The sequence below is a fragment of the Intestinibacter sp. genome (assembly GCF_034113885.1).
Taxonomy (GTDB): Bacteria; Bacillota; Clostridia; order Peptostreptococcales; family Peptostreptococcaceae; genus Intestinibacter.
The window spans coordinates 14,444-35,278 of record NZ_JAXEWM010000162.1 but is presented as its reverse complement, the minus strand read 5'-3'; the positions used below and the strand labels follow the sequence as shown (position 1 = coordinate 35,278).

Below are 20,835 nucleotides of genomic sequence, written 5' to 3'. Positions count from 1 at the left end.
ATAAAATATGGGCAAACTATAGAGGAACTTGATTTTTAATAGACAAAATAATAGATAGAAAAGAGGTTTTAAAATGAAAAAACTCCTTTACACCTTGGTCATTTTATCATTTATAGTGGGATTTTGTGGAGTATGTGTTGCATATGATGAATCTGGAAAGGATATTTCCTGTGATAGTTATAAAAATGATTACGAGGATATAATAATAAAAAAGGGAAATGAAAATGAAAAGGTCATAGCCTTGACTTTTGATGATGGTCCTGATGAAGTATTTACTCCTCAGGTTTTAGATATTTTAAAAAAATACGATGTAAAGGCTACGTTTTTTTTAATCGGCGAAAAAGTTCCATACAATAAAAAAATAGTAAAACGAGAAAAAGAAGAAGGTCATGAAATAGGAAATCATACATTTACTCATATCAACGCATCTAAAAAGACATACGAAGAAATAGAAGAAGAAATTACAAAGACTCAAGAAGCTATAAAAGATGTCACAGGAGAATATCCTACAATTTTTAGACCTCCTTATAGAGCTTTGAGTAGAGATTTATGCAAAATAGTAAAAGAAAAAAATATGAATATAGTCCTATGGTCTAATATAGATGTAAGAGATTGGTCTAATCCAGGAGTAAACAACATGGTAACTACAATAGAGAGCAAGGTTGAAAACGGAAATATCATAATACTACATGATTACAATACAGTCAGAAATAATAAATCTCAGACGATACAAGCTCTAGAAATAGTAATTCCAAAGCTAAAAGAACAGGGGTATAAATTTGTAACTATATCAGAACTTATGGAGCATTTAAAAAAATAAAAGTAAAACGAGATTAAATTTCCGCATCTCTTTTATAAAAAGTATTTTTTAGGTATAATGTAGAAAAATACTTTTTTAGGAGGAAAAGATGTACGAATTAGCAATAGCACTTTTGATCGCACTCGATCAAATTATAAAAGCATGGGCTCTAAACGATTTACAGTATAAAGGAAGTATCAGCGTAATAAAGGACGTTTTTAATCTAACTTATGTGGAAAATAGAGGAGCAGCATTTGGATTATTTCAAAATAACCAATGGGTGTTTATCGTAGTAGCTTTGATAGCATCTATAATCGGGCTTTATTTTTTACATTCAAATAAACTATCTTCAAAATTAGGGAAGCTTTCAGTTGTACTTATTATAGCAGGGGCATTGGGTAATTTAATAGACAGAATCAGACTAGATTATGTTGTAGATTATTTTGATTTTGTGTTTATATGGAATTACGTTTTTAATTTGGCGGACTGCTTTATCGTAGTAGGTACATTTTTATTGTGTATATATGTTATAATTAGCGATAATAAGCAAAAAAATTAAAAATATAAATAGGATTGAGAAAGAGAAACGAGAAATATGAATAAAAATATAAATCAAGATGAAATAAGAGAATTTTTAGTTTTAGGAGAAGAAGAGGGAGATAGACTAGATGTATATCTATCATCACAGCTAGGGGACATGTCTAGAAGCTACATCCAAAAAATAATAAAGGACAAAAAGGTAAATGTAAACGGCAAAATAGAAAAGCCTAAATATCTAGTAAAGGAAGATGACCATATAGTTATAGAGATACCAGCTCCTAAGCTTCTAGAAATAAAGCCGCAAGATATACCTATAGATATAGTATACGAGGACGATGATTTACTAATAGTAAATAAACCACAAAATATGGTAGTACATCCCGCTCCAGGAAATTATGAAAATACATTGGTAAATGCAATTTTATACCATTGCAAGGACAATCTATCTTCAATAAACGGAGTAATAAGACCAGGTATAGTACATAGAATAGACAAGGATACTTCTGGGATTTTAATGATAGCTAAAAACAACAATGCGCATAACTTTTTGGCAGAGCAATTAAAAGAGCACTCGATAACTAGAGAATACGAATTTGTATGTCATGGAGTAGTAAAAGAAGACAAAATAACAGTAGACAAGCCAATAGGACGAAATCCAAAGGACAGATTGAAAATGGCAATTGTGAAGGATGGAAAGAGAGCTGTAACTCATTTTCAGGTTATAAAGCGATATGATAATTTTACTCATATGAAGGCGACATTAGAGACAGGTAGAACTCATCAAATAAGAGTTCATGCAGCAAGCATTGGTCATCCACTTTTAGGGGATCCTGTATATGGACCTAAAAATTCTAAAATAAAATGCACTGGACAGACATTACATGCGAGAAAACTAGGATTTATACACCCTACAACTAAAGAATATGTAGAATTTAACTCAGAATTACCTTCATATTTTTTAGAAATACTTGACAAATTAAAATAAGTGTTGAAATAAAGATACTAAAAATATATAATTGTATTTAAAGAAAAAAATAATATTTAATAAATAATTGAAAATTGAAGAGAATCATAAAAAATATAGATATACCTTTAATTGATACAGAGATATCATAAGGATAGATATACTTTTTTGTTGTGCATATAAAGTATAAACTTCCTGTCTTGTGATGGGAAGTTTTTTTAGTAGGAGGGCAAAATGATAGAAAAGGCAAAATTAATGGACGAAAAAGCAATAGCTAGGGCTATTACTAGAATAAGTCATGAAATAATAGAAAAAAACAAGGGTATAGAGGATGTCATTTTAATAGGAATAAAGACTAGAGGAATACCTATAGCAAACAGAATAGCAAATAGAATTGAGCAAATAGAAGGTAAAAAAGTAAGCACAGGGGAAATGGACATTACCTCATATAGAGATGACCTAAAAAAACTCCAACCAGATCCAATTATAAACGGAACAAATATAAAATTTGATATAAATGAAAAGACTGTAGTTTTAGTAGATGATGTTTTATATACAGGCAGAACAGTTAGATCAGCTTTAAATGCACTTATGGATATAGGAAGACCAAAGGCGATACAATTAGCTGTATTAGTCGATAGAGGTCATAGAGAGCTTCCTATAAGGGCAGATTATGTAGGAAAAAATGTACCAACGTCAAAGCAGGAGATAATCTCTGTTGAGCTTTTAGAAGTAGATGGAGAGGATTCTGTGAAAATAAAAGAGTAGAATTTCTACAAAAATAAAATTAGGAGGTCATTTATGAAAAAAGCGGCTTTATCACTTCAACATTTGCTTGCTATGTTTGGAGCGACTGTATTAGTTCCTTTATTGACTGGATTTGATCCATCAGTGGCAATCTTTTGTGCAGGAGTAGGAACATTAATATTCCATTTTTGTTCCGATTGGAAGGTACCAGTATTTTTAGGCTCAAGTTTTGCATTTATAGGAGTAATAAACCAGGTTTCAGAGGCTTTTAATGGAGATTTGGCTTATGCTCAAGGAGGAATTATAGTAGCAGGATTTTTATATTTAGTGATGTCTCTAGTAATAAAGCTTATAGGGGTGGAGAAGGTAAAAAGATATTTCCCACCACAGGTTACAGGGGCGATGATAGCAGTTATAGGTTTAAATTTAATTCCTTCAGCAATTAACATGGCTACGACATATCTACCAGTTGCAATACTTACTTTAGGGATAGCGATATGTATAAATCAATTTGCAAAGGGTAGTATAAAGCAATTTGGTGTAATAATAGCAGTTTTTATAGGTCTAGCAGTAAGCTTTGCGCTTAACCTAGTGGATACAACAGCAGCTAGCGGGGCTAGTTGGTTTGCAATTCCTAGTTTTAGATTGCCTAAATTTAGTATGGATGCGATATTTATAATAGCTCCAGTAGTTCTTGCCACATTTATGGAGCATATAGGTGATGTAACTACTAACGGTACAGTTGTAGGTAAGAATTTTATAGAAGATCCAGGTCTTAATAAAACACTATTAGGAGACGGTCTTGCAACTATATTTGCAGGATTTGTAGGAGGTCCAGCTAATACTACTTACGGTGAAAATACTGCGCTTTTAGCTATAACTAAAAATTACGATCCGAGAGTGTTAGAATTGACAGCTGTATTTGCAATAGTGCTATCTTGTATAGGTAAGTTCGGAGGATTTTTACAAAGTATACCACAGGCTGTTATGGGAGGTATAAGTATATATTTATTCTCAATGATAACATATGTAGGTATTAAGAGTATAAGAGACAGTAAATGTTATAAAGATAACACAAAAAATATAGCTATAATAGCGACTGTACTTATAATAGGTCTTGGAACTTCTTATCTAAGCACTTATGCTGGAATTAATATAGGTATACCAATATCTAAAACTTCGAGCTTAACAGGACTTAGCTTAGCGGCGATAGTGGGCGTCATATTAAATAGAGTTTTAAATAAAGATGAATTTAAAAATGAAGAGGATTTTAATCTAGAAACTATAAATAATTAAAAATAATAAAAAGTAAAATCACAAATTATAAAAAATTATATAATTTGTGATTTTTTTTCGTATTTTTAATAATATAGATATTATAATTTAATTAAGGAGAAAAAATTTGTTGGGAGAGATTTAAATGAAGATTAAAAATGTAGTAATCAACAATTATAAATCTTTAGGAGAAGAGAGAAATATTTTGCTTCTAGAAGATAATATAACAGCTTTGATAGGGAAAAATGATTCAGGTAAAAGTAATATTTTAGAAGCCTTAGGCAGTATTTCTTTTACTCACTATATCAATGAAGAATTTTTTAGTAAAAAAAATAGATATACCAATAAAAATATAGTTATAACTGTAGACCTTAAATTTACAGAAGAAGAATGTAGAAGACTTTCTATAGATCAGTACGATTCAAAGACTCAATTTAATTTTTATTCAAGTGATGATATTGAATTTAAAGGATGCTTTTCTCTATTATTCGATAGAGATAAGGAATTAAGCGATGCAATTAACTATTTAAATGAGAATTTGATAAACTATTTTAATATCCATAAAGAAGGTACTACAAGAGAATTTATAGATAGTTTAAGCTATAAATTAAGCAGACTTGGGGAAATTAATAGTAAGATTTGGATAAAATACAAAAAGAATTTAAATGAAATACTAGATGTTTTGATTTCGCAACAAAAGTATATAGTGGATGGAGAGTACAATGAAGAGTGCTACACCTTGATAAGACATATAGAGACTATAAAGAGTAAAATTAAGAAAAAATATAAGCTGCTACCAGTATTTTATTATAGAAAGCAGGAAGAAGAGCTCCAAAGTATTTACAATCTAGAGGAAATCAAAGAGGCTATAAAAACTAGAAAAGGTCTTTTATACAAATTTATGCTAGTTACAAAGGCACCTTTAGAAGAATTTGTGAATGCAATAGAGTCTACTGACGAAAATGAAAAGACAAAATGCAGAAACAGCATCAAGGAAAAGGTAAAATACAACATCCAAAAGAAATTTAATTATTTTTACGAGGAAGATAAAAACGTAAAAATAAAAGTGAATTTCAACGATGAATATTTAAAAATACTTGTAAAGACTAACGAGCATACAACTTATATAACTGAAAGAAGTAATGGATTAAAATGGTTTTTAAATATATTTATAGATCTGCTTTCTAAAAATCTAGGTGACGAAAATATAGTCTACTTATTAGATGAGCCAGGGATATATTTACATGTAAATGCTCAAAGAGAGCTACTTATGCTACTTAAAAACTTATGCAATAATGGTAGTCAGGTGCTTTATACGACACATTCGCCTTTCATGATAGATACAGAAAACATAATAAATGTAAGGGCTGTAGAAAAGGACGAAAACGGCGTAACACATATATTTAACAACGCATACGACAATAAGTTTAATTCAGCATCAAAGAGAGAAACTTTAACACCTCTCTTAAAGGCAATAGGAGCAGATATAAAGTACAACTTAGGACCTCGACTTGATAAATTAAATATAGTCACAGAGGGAATTACGGATTACATGTATTTGACAGCTATGCTTGAATACCTAAATGTAGATGAAGAAATTAGACCTTATATAATCCCATCAGTAGGAGCTGGAAATGTAAATGCCCTTGTATCTATATTGATTGGATGGGGATGTAATTACAAAGTAATACTCGATTACGATAAGGCAGGATTTATTGAATGTAATAAATTGATTGAGAGTTTAAACTTAAGACTCAATAAAGAGGTATTTTTCGTAAATTGCAAGAAAAATCCTGATGAGAAGGAGCTAATTAAATATCCTGAATTTGTAGAATCACTTGTAAGCGAGGAGGACAAAAATAAATTTTCTATAAGATACGAAGCAAATAAGACTATGGCAGCTAAGGAATTTCACGATAAGGTCATTGCAAGAGAGGTCACTTTAAGCAAAAAAACAGTAGATAATTTTAGAAAATTATTTGTAAATTTAGGTGTAATGGGATAAATTGATAGAAATAGCTATTTTGAAATTTTCGAGATAGCTATTTTTGTTGACAAGATTTTTGTATCATTGTATTATAGTATTAGTACAGTGATAATTAATAAAAAGTTCATTTTAAAAGATTAGTATTAATTTTATGTAAATCGCGTGACAAAATTGTAAGCTAACTGTAAGATTATATAGTGTGTATAAGTGATATATTATATATAGAACAATATTAAAAATCTTCATAAAATCTTAAACTTTTTAGTAAGAAAAATTTATGATTTTATATATATAATACTAAACAGAAAGAAACGAATGAATCGATGGGGGTGTGAGCTATGAAGGATTACAAAAATTTATTTTTAAAGATATTAAAAAATGGCGGATTATTTTTTATATTAATAGTATTTACATTTTATTTCGTATTTAAAGATATGGATTTAAGAACAGTAATAAGTACTATCTCAGAAGTAAATGTATTTTATCTACTTATTGGAGCTGTGAGCATGTGTATTTTCTTATTGTGTGAGGCGATAAATTTTAGAAGAAATCTATCTGTATTTGGATATAAAACTAATTTATTAAAATGCATAAACTATTCAATAAATGGATTTTTCTTCAGTTCAATTACACCATCTGCATCTGGCGGGCAACCTATGCAAGTTTATCAAATGTACAAGGATGACGTTAAAATTTCTCATTCTACATTAGTCTTGTTTGTTGAATTTATATTCTTCCAAACAGTTACAATTATGTACGCATTAATTGGATTTATAAGTCAACGTTCGCTTTTATTGGGAAATATTAATTCTCTTATGGTATTGTTTGTCGTTGGAGTGGGATGCAATTTGTTCATGCTAATGCTTATCGTATCGGTTTTATTTTACAGTGATGGAGTTAGAAATTTATTAAATGTATTAGTGAAATTTTTACATTTTTGCAGATTTAAAAAAGCTGATATGATAAAGGAAAAAGTAGAATCTGTAATAGATGAATACAAAGATTGCTCTATGTATATCGTAAAAAATAAAGGTATAATTTTTAAAACATTTATAACAAAGTGTGTACAAATATTTGCACTTCACAGTATACCTTATTGGATATATTGTTCATTTGGATTTAGTGAGTATTCAATATTTACATTTGTGGGAGCACAGGCTGTTTTATTTATATCAGTTTCAGCATTGCCACTTCCAGGATCTGTGGGAGCTAGTGAAAGCGGATTTTTAATGTTATATAAGCTTTTATTCCCTGTGACAGTCTTGAATGAAGCTATGCTACTTAGCAGAGGCATAAGCTTTTACCTATTTGTATTCTTGTGCGGATTATTCTTATTAGTTAAATGGGTTGGAGATTCTAATGCGAAAAGAGCAGAGCGAATTAAGGCAGCAAAGGAAAATAAGGTTTATAAACAAAGAGTTGTTCAACAAATTTAATAGGGTTGAATGCGAAAAGAGCGGAGAATTTATAATAAAAGCATCTAAGTTTGATAAAAGTTCGAACTAAGGTGCTTTTATTTATATAAAAAAATCGAACATATATTCGATTTAAATATTGAAAATATCGAACGTATGTACTATAATTAGATTATAAAATATTAGAAAGGGGTTGGGGAAATGCTATTTTCAGTAAATTTTGAAAAGATTAGAACATTAGACAAAAATGAAATTAGAAAAAAGATAAGCGAAAAAAGAAATAAAGATCTTTTGATTTTATATGCATTGATTCCATTAGAGGATGATAAGGATTTACTTCAAAGATATGAATTTATACAAAAATTTTTGAAAGAAAGCAAACAATTTAAAGTTAAAAGAAAAGTAAGTGAAGAATTTGCTTGTGATATAGCTCTTAGAAGTCTAGCTATTAATAGTAGATATAAAGATCCTATAAGATTTGCCTTGAATATGGAAAATAAATTAATTGAAAATATAAAAATATATTTAGAAGAATACACTATAGATGAAATAAAGGTTAAAATTGTTATAGATGAATTCGGAAAAGCCTTTATAGCATGTAGTAAAGATGGTAAGGAACTAAACTCAGTTCCAGGTAAATATAAAAAAGAAGACTATATAATTGAACTAATAAGGATAGTAAAAAAATTAAAGGATCAATATAATAGAATAAAAAAATAATGGAAAAAGCTATAGAAGAAAAGGAGGAATTTTATTTTAAGGAAATAAAGGATTTGATCAATAATCCTGTTGCAGGTCCTATTTTAAAAAATTTAGTTTTTATCAAAATTAAAAATACAAAGGAAAAAAGTCACGATGTTTTAGGATTTTTTATAGATAATGGTATTGTAGATTTTAAAGGAAGAATATATCCTTTATGTAATGAAGATAAGATAAGGGTTGCGAATATATTTGATTTATATAAAAGTGAAGTCATCTAATTCAAGATATAGAAGGATAAATCTATGTTGACATAACAAATACAAAAGATTAATATTTTAATAAGTAAAGATAAAAACACAGTTCTGGTTGGTAGTCCAGACGCGGTTTTCCGTAAGTAACCTGCCTCCTTGGTTGTCCATTCTTTATAATAAATTTTTAAGGAGGAACGTTTATGGATGAAGTATCTGCGAAACTGACAATTTTGTTCGAGGATCCATTTTGGATTGGACTTTATGAGAGGGTTTATAAAAAGAAGCTGGAGGTTTGCAAGATAACGTTTGGCAAGGAGCCAAGTGACAGCGAGGTTTATGAATTTATGCTCAAAAATTGGAGAAGACTCAGATTTAGTCCACCTGTTGCAGGCATAAAGCCTCAAAAGGATAAGATAAACCCAAAACGTATGCAAAGGGAAATCCACAAATCTCAAAAAAATACTGGTATAGGTACTAAGTCTCAACAGGCATTGAAATTGCAGCAGGAACAAATGAAAGACACTAAAAAGGCTGCAAAGAAGCTCAGAAAAGAGGAAGAAGCTAAACGAAGCTTTGAGCTAAAGCAGCAAAAGAAAAAGGAAAAGCATAGAGGTCATTAGAAACAAAATTATACGATTTATAAGGTGAATTTTTAAAGCTCACCTTATAAATCAAATGATATCTGCTCGTTTTCAAATCTAGATTTGTATTGGAATATGATATCCTCCATGCGGTAAGTCATACCTACTTCAGAGCACATATATTTGAAATAGCTCTGTAGTGATTTATATTTAGGACTATTACAAACGTATTTGTCCTTGTATAAATTTTCGTATTTATACAAAAGATTTGGAAAATTCTCCTTTAATTTTTCGTAATAGTAAAATCGCTGATTAGATCTAAGAGTAACGCCAAACATAGGATATATGAAATTGGCGTTATTTTTAGATGCAAGATTTACGATGTTTTTTATATTTTCGTTAGTATCAGTTATAAACGGAAGCATTGGCATCATTAAAACTCCTGTGTATATTCCTGCGTCTCTGAGCATCTTTATAGCCTTAAATCTATCGGATGAAGGACATACATTTGGTTCGATTATTTTACTGAGCTCGTCTTTGAATGTAGTTATAGTGAATTTGATTATGACGGGAGAATGCTCGTTTATTTTTTTCAGAATGTCGATATCTCTTAATATTAAATCTGATTTAGTCGCTATAGCCACGCCAAATCCGTATTTGTCGATTAATTTTAATGCATTTCTAGTTATTTCGTACTTTTTTTCAAATGGGTTGTATGTATCTGACATAGCGCCTATTTGAATTACTCCTGTTTTTCTTTTTGTTTTTAACTGATTTTCTAAAATAGTCAAGCAGTCTTTTTTTATTTTAACTTTATCAAATTCTACTATATTGTAGCAATTACTTCTGCTATCACAGTAGATACAACCGTGACAGCAGCCTCTATATAAATTCATATTGTAGTCAGTTCCAAACCAATGTGAATTATCAAATTGTATTTTAGATAAAATTTCCTTGGCAATAATAAAATCCATAGTTTTATTTGGTGATAACTTTGATGAATTATCATTTCCTTTCGTATATTTTTAATACTTATATTATATACTAAAAAACATCAAGGTAATTCGACTTCTACTTCGTCGTTTATAGTTATGCTTTTAATATCATTTACATTTAATACCTTAGAAAACCCTGTATAGCTTTCAGATCTTCCAAATAAATCTCTTCCAATTGTAGAATAAGATGCTGAGTTGTTTATAAAAAATTCATCGCCTTCATAAACAGTTCCATCTTTCATAGTGACTTTACTTACGAATTCTTGATATTTGCCGTTTATCTTGATTCTAGCAGAAAGAGGAGAAATTTCTATAGTTTTAACTCTTATATTTCTATCTTTGACTCTATAGTTTTTATCTATAACATATGTTCTTGAAGTATTTTTGTAATCCAATTTAAATTTTAAAGTCCATGTCTCATCTATTAATTTTACGAAATTTTCATAGTTGTCATCTTCATAGTATCCGAAGTCTTCAAATACAAATTTTAAATCTCGATTATTTATATCTTCGTATTCCATACAGCATAAAAACTGGGTAGTATTGTCGTCTAAATTATCTGAGTCAAGCTTTTCAAAAGTACCTGTACATCCAGTATATCCAAATTTTTTAGAGTAAACCTCATAATCTACATTTTCAAAAAAATATTTATTTCCTTTACTAAATTTGTCGTCTAAAGTTACTTCAAACAATATATAGGCACAATTTTTATCGCCTATTGCTTGAGTCGCTTTAATTTTGATTCCTTTACTACTTACAGATTTATTTATGTTCATTCCAGAGTTATTTACAAGATCATGGCTGTTTTCATCTATACTCAATAAATTAGCAAGTCTAACATCAAATGAAAAATAATCTGCAGCAAATGACAATGTAGAGAGCATAAGTGTTGCAGTTAAAATTATAGCTACTATTTTTTTACGAGAGAATTTTTTTACCTTGTAATGAGTATCTTCTGATTTCATTGAGTTATTTATTTTATCCATAGTGGCACTTAAAATACGTTCCTTTTCATCCTCTAAAAGAGGCTTTTCGCTGTCTAGATATCTATCTTCGTCTATATTATTTAACATTTGGTGAATATTCTTCATAAATAATTCCTCCCTTTATAAGTTTTTCTTTTAATTTGCTTTTACTTCTATACAAGATATTTTCGACCCTTTTTTCGTCTAGATTTAACTTCAAGGCGATGTTTTTGACCTTTTCGAAGTAAAAAAATCTAAGTATAAAGATAGATCTATCAGGCTCTTCAAATTTATCTAGTGTTTCTTTTATAATTTTTTCATTGTGAATTTTGGCGTATTCATCCTCCATATTTACGGATATTCCTAGATTGTTCTCATCGATATCAAATAGAGACGAATTTAAATTTAAGCTTCTAAGCTTATCAAAGCATACATTTCTAGCTATTGCGTAGATGTAGCTTTTTAGAGATTTATTTTTATTTAGTTGAAAATTGTCTATGTTTTTCCAAAGCTTGAAAAAAGTATCTGAAATAGCCTCCTCGATATCCTCTTTTTCTAGATTGCTAAGTATATTTGTACAGATAGTCTTTACTGCAGGTCCGTAAATATCTATAGCCATACTTATGCCTTCTCCAGGAGATTTTTTCAAAAGACCGATAACTCGTTTCTCCTTAAATTTATCCATATATATTCCCCCATTTAAATTCCTAAAAAATATTATTGCACAATATATTTTAACTTCTTCATATATCAATACGAAGAAAAACTATTTTTCACTCAAAAATTTGAAAAAAAATTTAAAATTATTGTAACGAAACAACTATTTTATGATACTACTATATAAAATAAATAAATTTCTAGCTAGGGGGAAAGGAGGTTTATGTGGAAAATATTGAAAAGCTTTACGACTTGTATTCAAATGATGTGTATAGATTTATTTACTCGCTGAGCTTTGATGAAGAAGTATCTAAGGACATTATGCAGTCGACATTTCTAGAATGCATAAAGAGTATAAAAGACTTCAAAGGAAAATGTAGTGAAAAAACATGGTTACTTGCTATAGCGAAAAATCAATACTATACATATTTGAAAAAGCATCCTTTTACTGAAAATTTATATGATAGTGATTTAGATAAATACAGTAATTATAATGAGTCTTTAGATGAGTACAACGAGGTTTTAAAATTGATAAATGAACTCAAGGAGCCTCAGAGACAAATAATGATACTCAGACTTATAAATGATCTTACATTTAAGGAAATAGGTGAAATAATAGGCAAGAGTGAGAGTTACTGTAGGGTGAATTTTTTTAGGGAAAAAAAGAAAATAGTCATGCAGTTTGAAGAGTAACTATTAAAAATTTGAAGAGTAGGTGAGAAAATGAGTGAATTAAAATGTAATGTAGTTGAGGATTTAATGCCACTTTATATAGATGATTTAGTCAGTGATGACACGAAAAAGGATATAGAAGAGCATCTAGCTGAATGTAAAGCTTGTAGAAGTATGTGCGAGGAAATGAAAAAAGATATAAATTCAGATATTGGAAAAAATATAAACTTAAATGAAGAAGAATCAGAAAAGTTAAAAACAGATACATTAAATTCAATCGGCAAATATCTGAATAAAATAAAATATATTTTTATAATATTTTCAGTATCAGTATCTGTTGGAATTAGTTTATTAGGCGGCGGATTTTTATCTACTATACCTTGGATTATAATAATTCCTTTTGTGCTAGGGCTTTTGTACGATGAGAAGATATTTATACTGGCTACTGTGATTGTGGCTAATATATTATTTACAATCGTTATGGAAAATGGATTTTTAGGAGTTTGGACTGGTGTTTATTTTTTAATTTGTTCTTCTGCTGGACTATTTTTAGCATCAGCAATAAAACAATTAAAAAATAAATAAATATTTAAATTACAGCGAGGTGAAATAAATGAAAAGATATACAAAAGTAGTTTTAGGTATCGTAGCTGTGGGTATAGCTGTCTATATTTACAGTGGATTTTGGGGAAATCCTATACAGTATTTACAATCTAAAAATGCATTTGAACATTATATAGAGGAGCATTATAAAGGCAAGGTAGAAATAAAATCGATATCATATAGTTTTAAAATAGGAAATTTTTATGCAGAAGTAAAGGATGTAGATACTCAAGATACATCGTATTTTGGATATTATGGTAATGGCATATCAGACGGATACTATGATGACACAATTAGAAATATGATAGATGAAACAAATAACTATGTAGCCTACAATATTGAAAAGGAAAGCGATATATTTAGAGAATATATGTCTATAGATTCTGAGATAAATATAGAACAGTATAAGTACAGAATTTACGATTTTTATAGTGGTGAAGAGCCTATAAAATTAAAGATAGATTTACACGAGGCATACGATTTTGAGCAAAAAGAAAATAAAAGCTACGATAAAGATAAATTCCCGTATAAAAATGAAAAAGAATTTTTAAAGGATGCATATAAAATCGTAAAAATACTACAGGATATAAATTACGACTTTGAAAGTGTAAACATATCTTCTTTTAAAGAAGACGGAAATAATGCATATGAGGTCGATATAGACGATTTAAGTCAAATAAAATCAGAGGGCGATTTACAAAAAATAATAAAAAATGTAGACTATAGTAAAGAATAAACTTAAAATTATAAATATCAAAGAGGTGCTAAGTTATGGAAATTAAAAAAGTAGCGCTTATAGGAGCAGGTGCAATTGGATGCGTATATGCGTATTCTTTGAATAAACTTTTAAAAGATGATTTTGCTTTTATAGCTAATGGAAAGAGAAGAGAAAAACTAGAAAAAGAAGGATTATATTTAAATGGGGAAAAATTTAATCCTAGAGTAGTATCATCAGACGACGATTTTAAACCAGACTTGATAATAGTAAGTGTAAAAAATTATCAGCTTCAAGATGCAATAGAAGATATGAGAAATTTAGTCGGCAAAAATACAATAATACTGACTTTATTAAATGGAATCGTAGCTAGGGATGTACTACAAGAAAGCTTTAAAAATAACCAAGTACTATACGGACTTGCTATAAAAATAGATGCTGTAAAAGTAGGAAATAGAGTAACCGAAACTAGCGATGCAATAATCCAATTTGGGGATGCAAACAACAGAAAAATGAGCGAAGGTGTATTGGCAGTAAAGAATCTACTAAACGACGCTAAAATAAACAACCAAGTATTTGAGGACATGATAAAGACTGTTTGGACTAAGTGGATGTTAAATATAGGTTTAAATCAAGTTTCAGCAATTGCAGGAGCTACATATGGAGTATTAAGACAAACGCCAGAGCTTTTAGCACTTGCAAACAAAGCCATGAAAGAAGTAATGGCAGTCTCAAAAGCTATTGGAGTAAATTTAGGCGATGAAAACTGGGCGAGTGTGCAAGACGTCATAAATATACTAGATGGAGATGGAAAAACTTCAATGCTACAGGATATAGAAAATAAGAGAAAAACAGAGGTAGACTATTTTGCGGGAACTCTTATAAAAATAGCTGAGGAAAATGACATAAAAGTACCTGTCAATGAGGTTTTATACAGTTTTATAAAGGCTAAGGAAAAAAATTATTAAAATAAAAGGTTCAAAAACGGGTCAGTTATTAAAATCAACATTTTAGCTATCCTACATATAATAAATATAAAAGATTTGAAGGAGAGATAAAATGGATAATAATTCTTGCCCAAAATACAATATGAATGAAATTTTTGCAAACTACAATCCGCAAAGACCAACTGCATTTGCTAGGATGAGGGGAGGACAATTGGCTCCTTGCGTAGAAGGAAATGTATTTTTCTACCAATTAAATGGGGGAGTTTATATAAGAGCCTATATAACTGGGATACCAGAAACAAATATAAATGGTGAAGTTACTAGATTCCATGGATTTCATATCCACGAAAATGGAGATTGTAGTGTCGGTGTAGCGACTAATCCTTTCCCTAATACTGGGGAACACTACAACCCATCAGATAGCCAGCATCCGTTTCATGCAGGAGATTTACCGCCTATATTAGCTAGCGATGGCGTTGGAATACTATCATTTTACACTAGTTATTTCACTGTGGCTGATATAATAAATAAATCTATCGTACTTCACGATAAATACGACGATTTTTCAACTCAGCCTTCAGGTAATTCTGGATATAAAATAGCTTGTGGAAAAATAATTCCTTATAACTATTAAAAACAGCATTATGGCTAAATTGATATTATTTCAATTTAGTCATTTTTTTCTGGAATTAATAATTTCGATAAAAAATAGTATATAATTATTAAAAAGAGAGGAAGTGATGATTATTAGTACTTTACATTATGCAATATTGAAATTAGCAGTACTTTTTTTAATAATGATCGGTATATTTGTATTTGTGATATTATCGATCGTTATTTTTGCCAAAAAATTTAATTGCGAAGAAAAATTATTTAACGATAGGGTGTTTTCTTTTTTAGGAAAGCGCGAAGATTTTAAAGAAAATATAAAGCCAAGTATAACTGATGGAGCTCTGATTTATACAATATCTTTGATAAGTCTTTTATTTGTAGGAAGCTTTTTACAGCTATTTTGGGGGACAGCAGGACTTATAGCTACTGAGGTTATAATTCTTTTGATACCACTATTGTATGCTATTTATATAAAGGCAGATATAAAATATACATTTAGCTTGAAAATGCCTAGACCTAAATATATTTTAGGTGGACTTATAGCTTGGTTCGGTGGTTATATGATAATAAATATAACTACTCAAATTTTACTGGCATTGTTCCCAGAGCAATCTAAGATATTAGATGCAGTAAATAGCAGTGTAATGATGGATTCTCTACTTGCAAGCTTAATCGTAGTGGCGTTAATTCCAGCTTTTTGCGAGGAGATGCTATTTAGAGGATTTTTACTAGGTTCATTTAGAGGAGAAAGTAAAAAGTCTAAAATTTGGGCAATTGTATTAGTAGGAGTTTTATTTGGAATAATGCATTTGAATTTTATTAGAATAGTTCCTACTGCGATGCTTGGGATACTGTTCGCTTATTGTGCATTAAAGACAGAATCAATCTGGGTAAGTGTATTTATGCACTTTTTGAACAATGGATTTTCTGTATGTGTGATGTATTTAAATGAGTATTACCTTCATATTCCAATTGATACTCAGGCGACATATGTAATGCCTTCTATAATTTCAATAATAGTTGCAGTTGGTATAGGATTTTCATTTATATATCTTGGAGATTTATGCTTTAAAAACAAGCAAAAAGAAGACGAAAATAATGAATTTATAGAATAACCTATAGAGTTTAAAATCAAAAAATAAAAAGGAAATGACAATTTATAGTAAAATATAAATCGCATTTCCTTTTTTGAATATAAGTAAAATTAATTTTCTTTTAATTTAGAAACGACTTCTTCCTCTGGTGTTACATAAATTGTATTATTAGTCTCGTAAATTACCATACCAGGCTTTGAGCCGCTTGGTTTTTTGACATGCTTTTTCATAGTGTAGTCAACTGGTACCTGTGAAGACATACGTCCCTTGCTGAAGTATGCAGCGAGCATAGCACCTTCAAGTAAAGTGTTGTCTGGAACTTCGCTTCCAGCGCATTTTATGATTACGTGAGAGCCGGGGATATTTTTAGTATGCATCCAAATATCTTCAGGATCGGCGATTCTCAAAGTAAGGTAGTCGTTTTGCTTGTTGTTTTTGCCGACTAAAATAGTAAATCCATCAGATGATATGAATTTATTAGGCTTTGTAGTTAAATCCATTTCCTTTTTAGGCTTAAATCTACGTGGTGCCCTTGCATATCCTAATTTTATAAGCTCTTCCTTGATATCTTCTAAGTCTTCTAGATTTTCGCAGTTTTCTATACTTAAAAGGACGTTTTCTAGATATTCTATCTCGTCCTTGCTTATAGCCATTTGCTCTGTAAGCTCTTTTTTAGCAGTTTTTAATTTGTTGTATTTTTTAAAGTACTTTTGGCTGTTTTCTGAAGGAGTAAGGTTTTCGTTTAGCTCTATAGTCATCTTGACGCAGTTTTCATCGTAGAAATTGTCTACCTCGATGCTCTTCATTCCCTTTTGTATCATATAGATATATGCAGTTAAAAGCTCACCCTTTACTTTGTATATATCTGCATTTTCAGCCTGTGAAAGCTCCTTCTTTTGTTTCTTTTGTTTATTGTAAAGTCTATCTAGCTTGATAGAAATACTCTTTCTAAGGTCGTAAGTTCTTTGATGAACTCTGTCCTTGAAGTCCTTAGTTATGTAGTAATCCTCTACAATTTTAGATATACTTTCATCGTATATAAATTTATACCCTTCAAACAAGGTCAAATCTATAGAGCTGAAATCCACGACCTTATCTACTTTTTCGTCGATTACTATACAAGGCTTAAATTCTTCATTTTTTACCTTAGTAAATATATCTGAGAAAACTCTGTATAAAAGCGACAATTCATCTCTCGATAAATCCTCACCCTTAGATTTCACATCTATATTTGCTCTAAAGCAAATTTCCTTAGCTACAGTAGGACTTATTCCTAAAAACTTGCTGTATATAGCCTTGAAAATAGGTCCATCGAAATCCCTCAAGGTATTTATAAACGATTTAAGAGAAGTTCCCTTTAGAGGATTTATTTTATCCTGTGCTGGTGGAAGCTCATAAGTCATAGCAGGTAAGATTTGGCGAGCTCTACTTATGCTAGGTGGAACTCTTTTGATTGAATCTATTATGCTAGAGTCCTCATCGTGAGTTAAAATTATATTACTGTGTCTTCCCATTATTTCAACGTATATATTTTTAGTGCTCTTGTCTTTTAATTCATCAAGTGATTCGACGCTTATTTTTATAATTCTTTCAAATCCAACTTGAGTGATGTCAGTGATTATACCTCCTTGAAGGTGTTTTCTAAGCAACATACAAAACATAGGTGCCTTTAGAGGATTTTCCTTGTTGTAGTTATTTGCTATATAGACTCTAGGATTTGATGCGCTAGAGCTTAAGACAACTTTAAAATTTTCTCTATTATTTCTCACATAAAGAAGTATTTCATCGCTTTCTGGTTGATGAACTCTATCTATTTTACCACCGACTAGCTTCGATTTTAATTCGCTTGCTAGAGAGTGTACAACTAAACCGTCTAATGCCATAATTTTCTCCTTTCTTTAATAGATAATATTCAATTTTACAATATATATTTGTATTTACTAAATTAGTATTTGATTTTTATCTTATTATTTACATAATAATTATATACATATGCTTTGATATTTGCTAGAGTTGTTTTACTTATTTATTTAAATAAGATACAATAAATATATCTAAATTTATTGGAAAGGGGAAATGGCTTTATGGTTAAAATATATTATGATAAATGTGTAGTCTGTGAAAGCTGTATAAACGATTGTTTTTTTAAGGCTTTATCGAACCAAGATAGTAAAATTATTGTAGATAATGATAAATGTAGAAATTGTGGGCATTGTATAGCGATTTGTCCGCAAAATGCTGTAGAGTGTGTTGACTTAGACATGAACGAAGTCAAGGAATATAATAAAGAAGAATTTTATATCGAAGACGAAAAGATTTTAAATTTCATTAAATTTAGAAGATCTACGAGAAGGTTTAAGGATCAAAAGATAAAAAGGGATGAAATTGAAAAAATAATAGAAGCCGGTCGCTTTACTCCGACTGGTGGAAATTCGCAGGGAGTATCTTATATAGTAGTAGAGGATAAACTAAGGGAAATAACTAAATTGGGACTTGAGACTTTAAACAGCTTAGGCGAAGATATATTAAGTACAGAAAATATAGACCAAAATTTAATCCGTTATGCAAATAATTGGACAACTGGATATAAGAAGTATTTAGAAAATCCAAACGATGATACATATTTATTTTTCAACGCTAAGACTATTGTCCTTTTAACTTCTAATTCACCAGTAGATGCTGCACTAGCTGCTTCAAATATGGAGCTTATGGCAAATGCTATGGGTGTAGGTGTCTGCTTTAGTGGATATTTTGTAAGGGCAGTTAATTCAAATAAAGAGATAAGAGATGTTTTAGGAATGGAAGAAGATCAAAAGGTTCAAGTGTGTATGATAATGGGCTATCCAGATATGGAGTACTTTAGAACTGTACCTAGAAATAAAGCAAAAGTAAGATTTATTTAGGAGGAGAATTATGGATAAGAAACAAAAGAATTATACGAATTTATCAATTGCAGGTATATTATTTTTAATGACAGGTTATGTATTAGACAAAATTGTAAAAATAGATAATACTACTATAGCTATGGCATGCTATATGCTTTCAATAATATGCTTGCTAATATCTATACTTAAGATGAATAAAGCCAAAAAAGAAGAAAAAGAAGCAGAATCTAAGAAAAACGATAAAAAAGCAAATAATAAAAAACAAAAAAAATAAATGCATTTGTGATTATAAATAATTGATTTTTACGAGGAGATATGTTTAGGAGTGAATTTTATGAAAAAGGGTGAAAAAATATCAATAGCAGCGGGTATTTTATTGGGATTAGTCATTGTAGGAATATTTATAGTGCTTGATATAGGACCAATGGAGATGATTGTATTTGGATTATCTATAGTTATATCATTGTTTTTTATAATTAATATACATGAGTTCGGTCACTATGTATTTGGAAAAATAGCTGGATATAAATTAATTTCATTTACAATAGGACCGCTATGTTGGAAAATGGAAAATGAAAGATTTAAATTTATGATATTAAAGCCAAAGGATTATGGAGGATTCTGTGCTATGATACCTCCCAAAGAAGAAATCGAACAATACAGACATACGATTTACTATATGGGTGGAATTTTATTTAATTTTATAAGTGCGATTATAGGAATTTTAATATCATTTTATATAGATGGAAATATTCAAGTATTTTTAATCGCTTTTTCACTTACATCGTTTTTTACAGGTGTTTTAAATGCACTTCCAATTATGAGTGGAAATAATCCAAGCGATGGAATGATAGTTTGGAGCATCATTTTGAAAAAGCCATTTGCAAATGACCTATTGAAGTTAAATAGACTTTCAGCACAAGTGTCTCACGGTGTTAGACCAAAGGATATCGAGGTTGAATTTGATTCAGAGGGTGAGATGAATTTTACAAAGGTATACTTTTTATTTTACAGCTATTTTAAGGCTTTAGATTCTAAAAATTACTCTGAAGTTGATTATTATATAGGTTTATTGGAAAAAAATATAGATAAGATACCAGAGCCTATGTTGCCTGGAATATATTACGAAATTTGCTTTAATTACTCTATAAAAGAGGACAAGGTAAATTCCGAAAAAAACTATAAAAATGCTGGAAATGTGCTTCAAAAAGACATGGACTTAAATGGACTTAGAGTAAAATCTTACTACGAATACTATACAAATAAAAATACTCAAAAAGCACTTGAATACGCAAATGAGGCGCTTAAGGTTGCAGATAAATTCCCTCTAAAGGGACAGGCAATTATGGAAAAGGAATTAGTAAAAGAATTAATAGATAAAATTTCGTAAATATTTATTTTTAAATCGAAATAGGGTATAATTAAGTGT

General features: G+C 29.7%; 23 protein-coding genes. 19 read left to right on the top strand and 4 right to left on the bottom strand.

The features are described from left to right. The first annotated feature begins 73 nt into the window (after positions 1–73). From SPD90_RS10040 to SPD90_RS09995, 10 genes are all read left to right on the top strand, one after another. The gene (locus tag SPD90_RS10040; protein ID WP_320925135.1) at positions 74–820 is read left to right on the top strand and encodes a polysaccharide deacetylase family protein; all 747 of its coding nucleotides are present in this window, start codon (positions 74–76) and stop codon (positions 818–820) included. A gap of 88 nt (positions 821–908) precedes the next feature. Next, a complete protein-coding gene (gene lspA, locus SPD90_RS10035; RefSeq protein ID WP_320627240.1) occupies positions 909–1,358 on the top strand; it encodes a signal peptidase II in 450 nt (149 codons plus the stop codon). Between the two features lie 36 nt (positions 1,359–1,394). Continuing rightward, a complete protein-coding gene (locus SPD90_RS10030; RefSeq protein ID WP_320925134.1) occupies positions 1,395–2,324 on the top strand; it encodes an RluA family pseudouridine synthase in 930 nt (309 codons plus the stop codon). 213 nt (positions 2,325–2,537) lie between these two features. After that, positions 2,538–3,071, top strand: coding sequence for a bifunctional pyr operon transcriptional regulator/uracil phosphoribosyltransferase PyrR (pyrR, locus tag SPD90_RS10025; RefSeq protein WP_320627238.1), 534 nt, complete (start codon positions 2,538–2,540; stop codon positions 3,069–3,071). A 33-nt stretch (positions 3,072–3,104) separates the two neighbouring features. Beyond that, positions 3,105–4,346: a uracil-xanthine permease family protein gene (locus SPD90_RS10020; RefSeq protein ID WP_320925133.1), complete on the top strand. Its 1,242-nt coding sequence runs from the start codon at positions 3,105–3,107 to the stop codon at positions 4,344–4,346. Between the two features lie 124 nt (positions 4,347–4,470). Further along, entirely contained in the window at positions 4,471–6,330 is a 1,860-nt protein-coding gene (locus SPD90_RS10015) for an ATP-dependent nuclease (protein ID WP_320925132.1), read from the top strand. 320 nt (positions 6,331–6,650) lie between these two features. Beyond that, positions 6,651–7,748 (top strand): lysylphosphatidylglycerol synthase transmembrane domain-containing protein, encoded by a 1,098-nt coding sequence (locus SPD90_RS10010; protein WP_320925131.1) that lies wholly within the window; start codon positions 6,651–6,653, stop codon positions 7,746–7,748. 180 nt (positions 7,749–7,928) lie between these two features. After that, positions 7,929–8,447 carry a DUF5724 domain-containing protein gene (locus SPD90_RS10005; protein WP_320925130.1) on the top strand — a complete coding sequence of 173 codons (519 nt, stop codon included), beginning with the start codon at positions 7,929–7,931 and terminating at the stop codon, positions 8,445–8,447. Beyond that, positions 8,447–8,707, top strand: a complete 261-nt coding sequence (locus SPD90_RS10000; RefSeq protein WP_320925129.1) for a DUF4132 domain-containing protein — start codon at positions 8,447–8,449, stop codon at positions 8,705–8,707. The genes SPD90_RS10005 and SPD90_RS10000 overlap by 1 nt, the downstream gene beginning before the upstream one ends. A 173-nt stretch (positions 8,708–8,880) precedes the next feature. Beyond that, positions 8,881–9,300: a YjdF family protein gene (locus SPD90_RS09995; protein WP_320627233.1), complete on the top strand. Its 420-nt coding sequence runs from the start codon at positions 8,881–8,883 to the stop codon at positions 9,298–9,300. A 44-nt stretch (positions 9,301–9,344) separates the two neighbouring features. Here the strand turns inward: SPD90_RS09995 and SPD90_RS09990 are convergent, their stop codons facing one another. The 3 genes from SPD90_RS09990 to SPD90_RS09980 all read right to left on the bottom strand — a co-directional run bounded on the left by SPD90_RS09990 (position 9,345) and on the right by SPD90_RS09980 (position 11,906). Further along, entirely contained in the window at positions 9,345–10,235 is an 891-nt protein-coding gene (locus tag SPD90_RS09990; RefSeq protein WP_320925128.1) for an SPL family radical SAM protein, read from the bottom strand. A gap of 80 nt (positions 10,236–10,315) precedes the next feature. Next, on the bottom strand, positions 10,316–11,347 hold the full coding sequence (locus SPD90_RS09985) for a DUF4179 domain-containing protein (RefSeq protein WP_320925127.1): 1,032 nt from the start codon (positions 11,345–11,347) through the stop codon (positions 10,316–10,318). Then, positions 11,319–11,906: a sigma-70 family RNA polymerase sigma factor gene (locus tag SPD90_RS09980; protein ID WP_320624902.1), complete on the bottom strand. Its 588-nt coding sequence runs from the start codon at positions 11,904–11,906 to the stop codon at positions 11,319–11,321. Before SPD90_RS09980 ends, SPD90_RS09985 begins: the two co-directional genes overlap by 29 nt. Positions 11,907–12,103: 197 nt before the next feature. On the opposite strand from SPD90_RS09980, the gene SPD90_RS09975 reads away from it, so the two are divergent. From SPD90_RS09975 to SPD90_RS09950, 6 genes are all read left to right on the top strand, one after another. After that, entirely contained in the window at positions 12,104–12,571 is a 468-nt protein-coding gene (locus SPD90_RS09975) for an RNA polymerase sigma factor (protein WP_320925126.1), read from the top strand. A gap of 30 nt (positions 12,572–12,601) precedes the next feature. Then, the gene (locus tag SPD90_RS09970) at positions 12,602–13,135 is read left to right on the top strand and encodes a zf-HC2 domain-containing protein (RefSeq protein ID WP_320625424.1); all 534 of its coding nucleotides are present in this window, start codon (positions 12,602–12,604) and stop codon (positions 13,133–13,135) included. 28 nt (positions 13,136–13,163) lie between these two features. Next, positions 13,164–13,889 carry a YfjL-like protein gene (locus tag SPD90_RS09965; RefSeq protein ID WP_320925125.1) on the top strand — a complete coding sequence of 242 codons (726 nt, stop codon included), beginning with the start codon at positions 13,164–13,166 and terminating at the stop codon, positions 13,887–13,889. Positions 13,890–13,924: 35 nt separating this feature from the next. Further along, entirely contained in the window at positions 13,925–14,836 is a 912-nt protein-coding gene (locus SPD90_RS09960) for a ketopantoate reductase family protein (protein ID WP_320925124.1), read from the top strand. 91 nt (positions 14,837–14,927) lie between these two features. Beyond that, a complete protein-coding gene (locus SPD90_RS09955; RefSeq protein ID WP_320925123.1) occupies positions 14,928–15,449 on the top strand; it encodes a superoxide dismutase family protein in 522 nt (173 codons plus the stop codon). Between the two features lie 106 nt (positions 15,450–15,555). After that, positions 15,556–16,542, top strand: a complete 987-nt coding sequence (locus SPD90_RS09950; RefSeq protein ID WP_320925122.1) for a type II CAAX endopeptidase family protein — start codon at positions 15,556–15,558, stop codon at positions 16,540–16,542. 89 nt (positions 16,543–16,631) lie between these two features. Here the strand turns inward: SPD90_RS09950 and SPD90_RS09945 are convergent, their stop codons facing one another. Next, positions 16,632–18,404, bottom strand: coding sequence for an Rqc2 family fibronectin-binding protein (locus SPD90_RS09945; RefSeq protein ID WP_320925121.1), 1,773 nt, complete (start codon positions 18,402–18,404; stop codon positions 16,632–16,634). Positions 18,405–18,605: 201 nt separating this feature from the next. Between SPD90_RS09945 and SPD90_RS09940 the strand changes: the two genes are divergently transcribed. From SPD90_RS09940 to SPD90_RS09930, 3 genes are read left to right on the top strand one after another with little or no spacing between them, the layout of a single operon-like run. Beyond that, a complete protein-coding gene (locus SPD90_RS09940; protein ID WP_320925120.1) occupies positions 18,606–19,424 on the top strand; it encodes a nitroreductase family protein in 819 nt (272 codons plus the stop codon). 10 nt (positions 19,425–19,434) lie between these two features. Next, positions 19,435–19,680 carry a hypothetical protein gene (locus SPD90_RS09935; protein ID WP_320623859.1) on the top strand — a complete coding sequence of 82 codons (246 nt, stop codon included), beginning with the start codon at positions 19,435–19,437 and terminating at the stop codon, positions 19,678–19,680. Between the two features lie 60 nt (positions 19,681–19,740). After that, positions 19,741–20,796, top strand: coding sequence for a site-2 protease family protein (locus tag SPD90_RS09930; protein ID WP_320623858.1), 1,056 nt, complete (start codon positions 19,741–19,743; stop codon positions 20,794–20,796). The last annotated feature ends 39 nt before the right edge of the window (positions 20,797–20,835 follow it).

Excerpts from the sequence above, each read along its gene's own strand:
- SPD90_RS10040 (WP_320925135.1), top strand. The coding sequence starts at position 74 with ATGAAAAAACTCCTTTACACCTTGGTCATTTTATCATTTATAGTGGGA.
- lspA (WP_320627240.1), top strand. The coding sequence starts at position 909 with ATGTACGAATTAGCAATAGCACTTTTGATCGCACTCGATCAAATTATA.
- SPD90_RS10030 (WP_320925134.1), top strand. The coding sequence starts at position 1,395 with ATGAATAAAAATATAAATCAAGATGAAATAAGAGAATTTTTAGTTTTA.
- pyrR (WP_320627238.1), top strand. The coding sequence starts at position 2,538 with ATGATAGAAAAGGCAAAATTAATGGACGAAAAAGCAATAGCTAGGGCT.
- SPD90_RS10020 (WP_320925133.1), top strand. The coding sequence starts at position 3,105 with ATGAAAAAAGCGGCTTTATCACTTCAACATTTGCTTGCTATGTTTGGA.
- SPD90_RS10015 (WP_320925132.1), top strand. The coding sequence starts at position 4,471 with ATGAAGATTAAAAATGTAGTAATCAACAATTATAAATCTTTAGGAGAA.
- SPD90_RS10010 (WP_320925131.1), top strand. The coding sequence starts at position 6,651 with ATGAAGGATTACAAAAATTTATTTTTAAAGATATTAAAAAATGGCGGA.
- SPD90_RS10005 (WP_320925130.1), top strand. The coding sequence starts at position 7,929 with ATGCTATTTTCAGTAAATTTTGAAAAGATTAGAACATTAGACAAAAAT.
- SPD90_RS10000 (WP_320925129.1), top strand. The coding sequence starts at position 8,447 with ATGGAAAAAGCTATAGAAGAAAAGGAGGAATTTTATTTTAAGGAAATA.
- SPD90_RS09995 (WP_320627233.1), top strand. The coding sequence starts at position 8,881 with ATGGATGAAGTATCTGCGAAACTGACAATTTTGTTCGAGGATCCATTT.
- SPD90_RS09990 (WP_320925128.1), bottom strand. The coding sequence starts at position 10,235 with ATGGATTTTATTATTGCCAAGGAAATTTTATCTAAAATACAATTTGAT.
- SPD90_RS09985 (WP_320925127.1), bottom strand. The coding sequence starts at position 11,347 with ATGAAGAATATTCACCAAATGTTAAATAATATAGACGAAGATAGATAT.
- SPD90_RS09980 (WP_320624902.1), bottom strand. The coding sequence starts at position 11,906 with ATGGATAAATTTAAGGAGAAACGAGTTATCGGTCTTTTGAAAAAATCT.
- SPD90_RS09970 (WP_320625424.1), top strand. The coding sequence starts at position 12,602 with ATGAGTGAATTAAAATGTAATGTAGTTGAGGATTTAATGCCACTTTAT.
- SPD90_RS09965 (WP_320925125.1), top strand. The coding sequence starts at position 13,164 with ATGAAAAGATATACAAAAGTAGTTTTAGGTATCGTAGCTGTGGGTATA.
- SPD90_RS09960 (WP_320925124.1), top strand. The coding sequence starts at position 13,925 with ATGGAAATTAAAAAAGTAGCGCTTATAGGAGCAGGTGCAATTGGATGC.
- SPD90_RS09955 (WP_320925123.1), top strand. The coding sequence starts at position 14,928 with ATGGATAATAATTCTTGCCCAAAATACAATATGAATGAAATTTTTGCA.
- SPD90_RS09950 (WP_320925122.1), top strand. The coding sequence starts at position 15,556 with ATGATTATTAGTACTTTACATTATGCAATATTGAAATTAGCAGTACTT.
- SPD90_RS09945 (WP_320925121.1), bottom strand. The coding sequence starts at position 18,404 with ATGGCATTAGACGGTTTAGTTGTACACTCTCTAGCAAGCGAATTAAAA.
- SPD90_RS09940 (WP_320925120.1), top strand. The coding sequence starts at position 18,606 with ATGGTTAAAATATATTATGATAAATGTGTAGTCTGTGAAAGCTGTATA.
- SPD90_RS09935 (WP_320623859.1), top strand. The coding sequence starts at position 19,435 with ATGGATAAGAAACAAAAGAATTATACGAATTTATCAATTGCAGGTATA.
- SPD90_RS09930 (WP_320623858.1), top strand. The coding sequence starts at position 19,741 with ATGAAAAAGGGTGAAAAAATATCAATAGCAGCGGGTATTTTATTGGGA.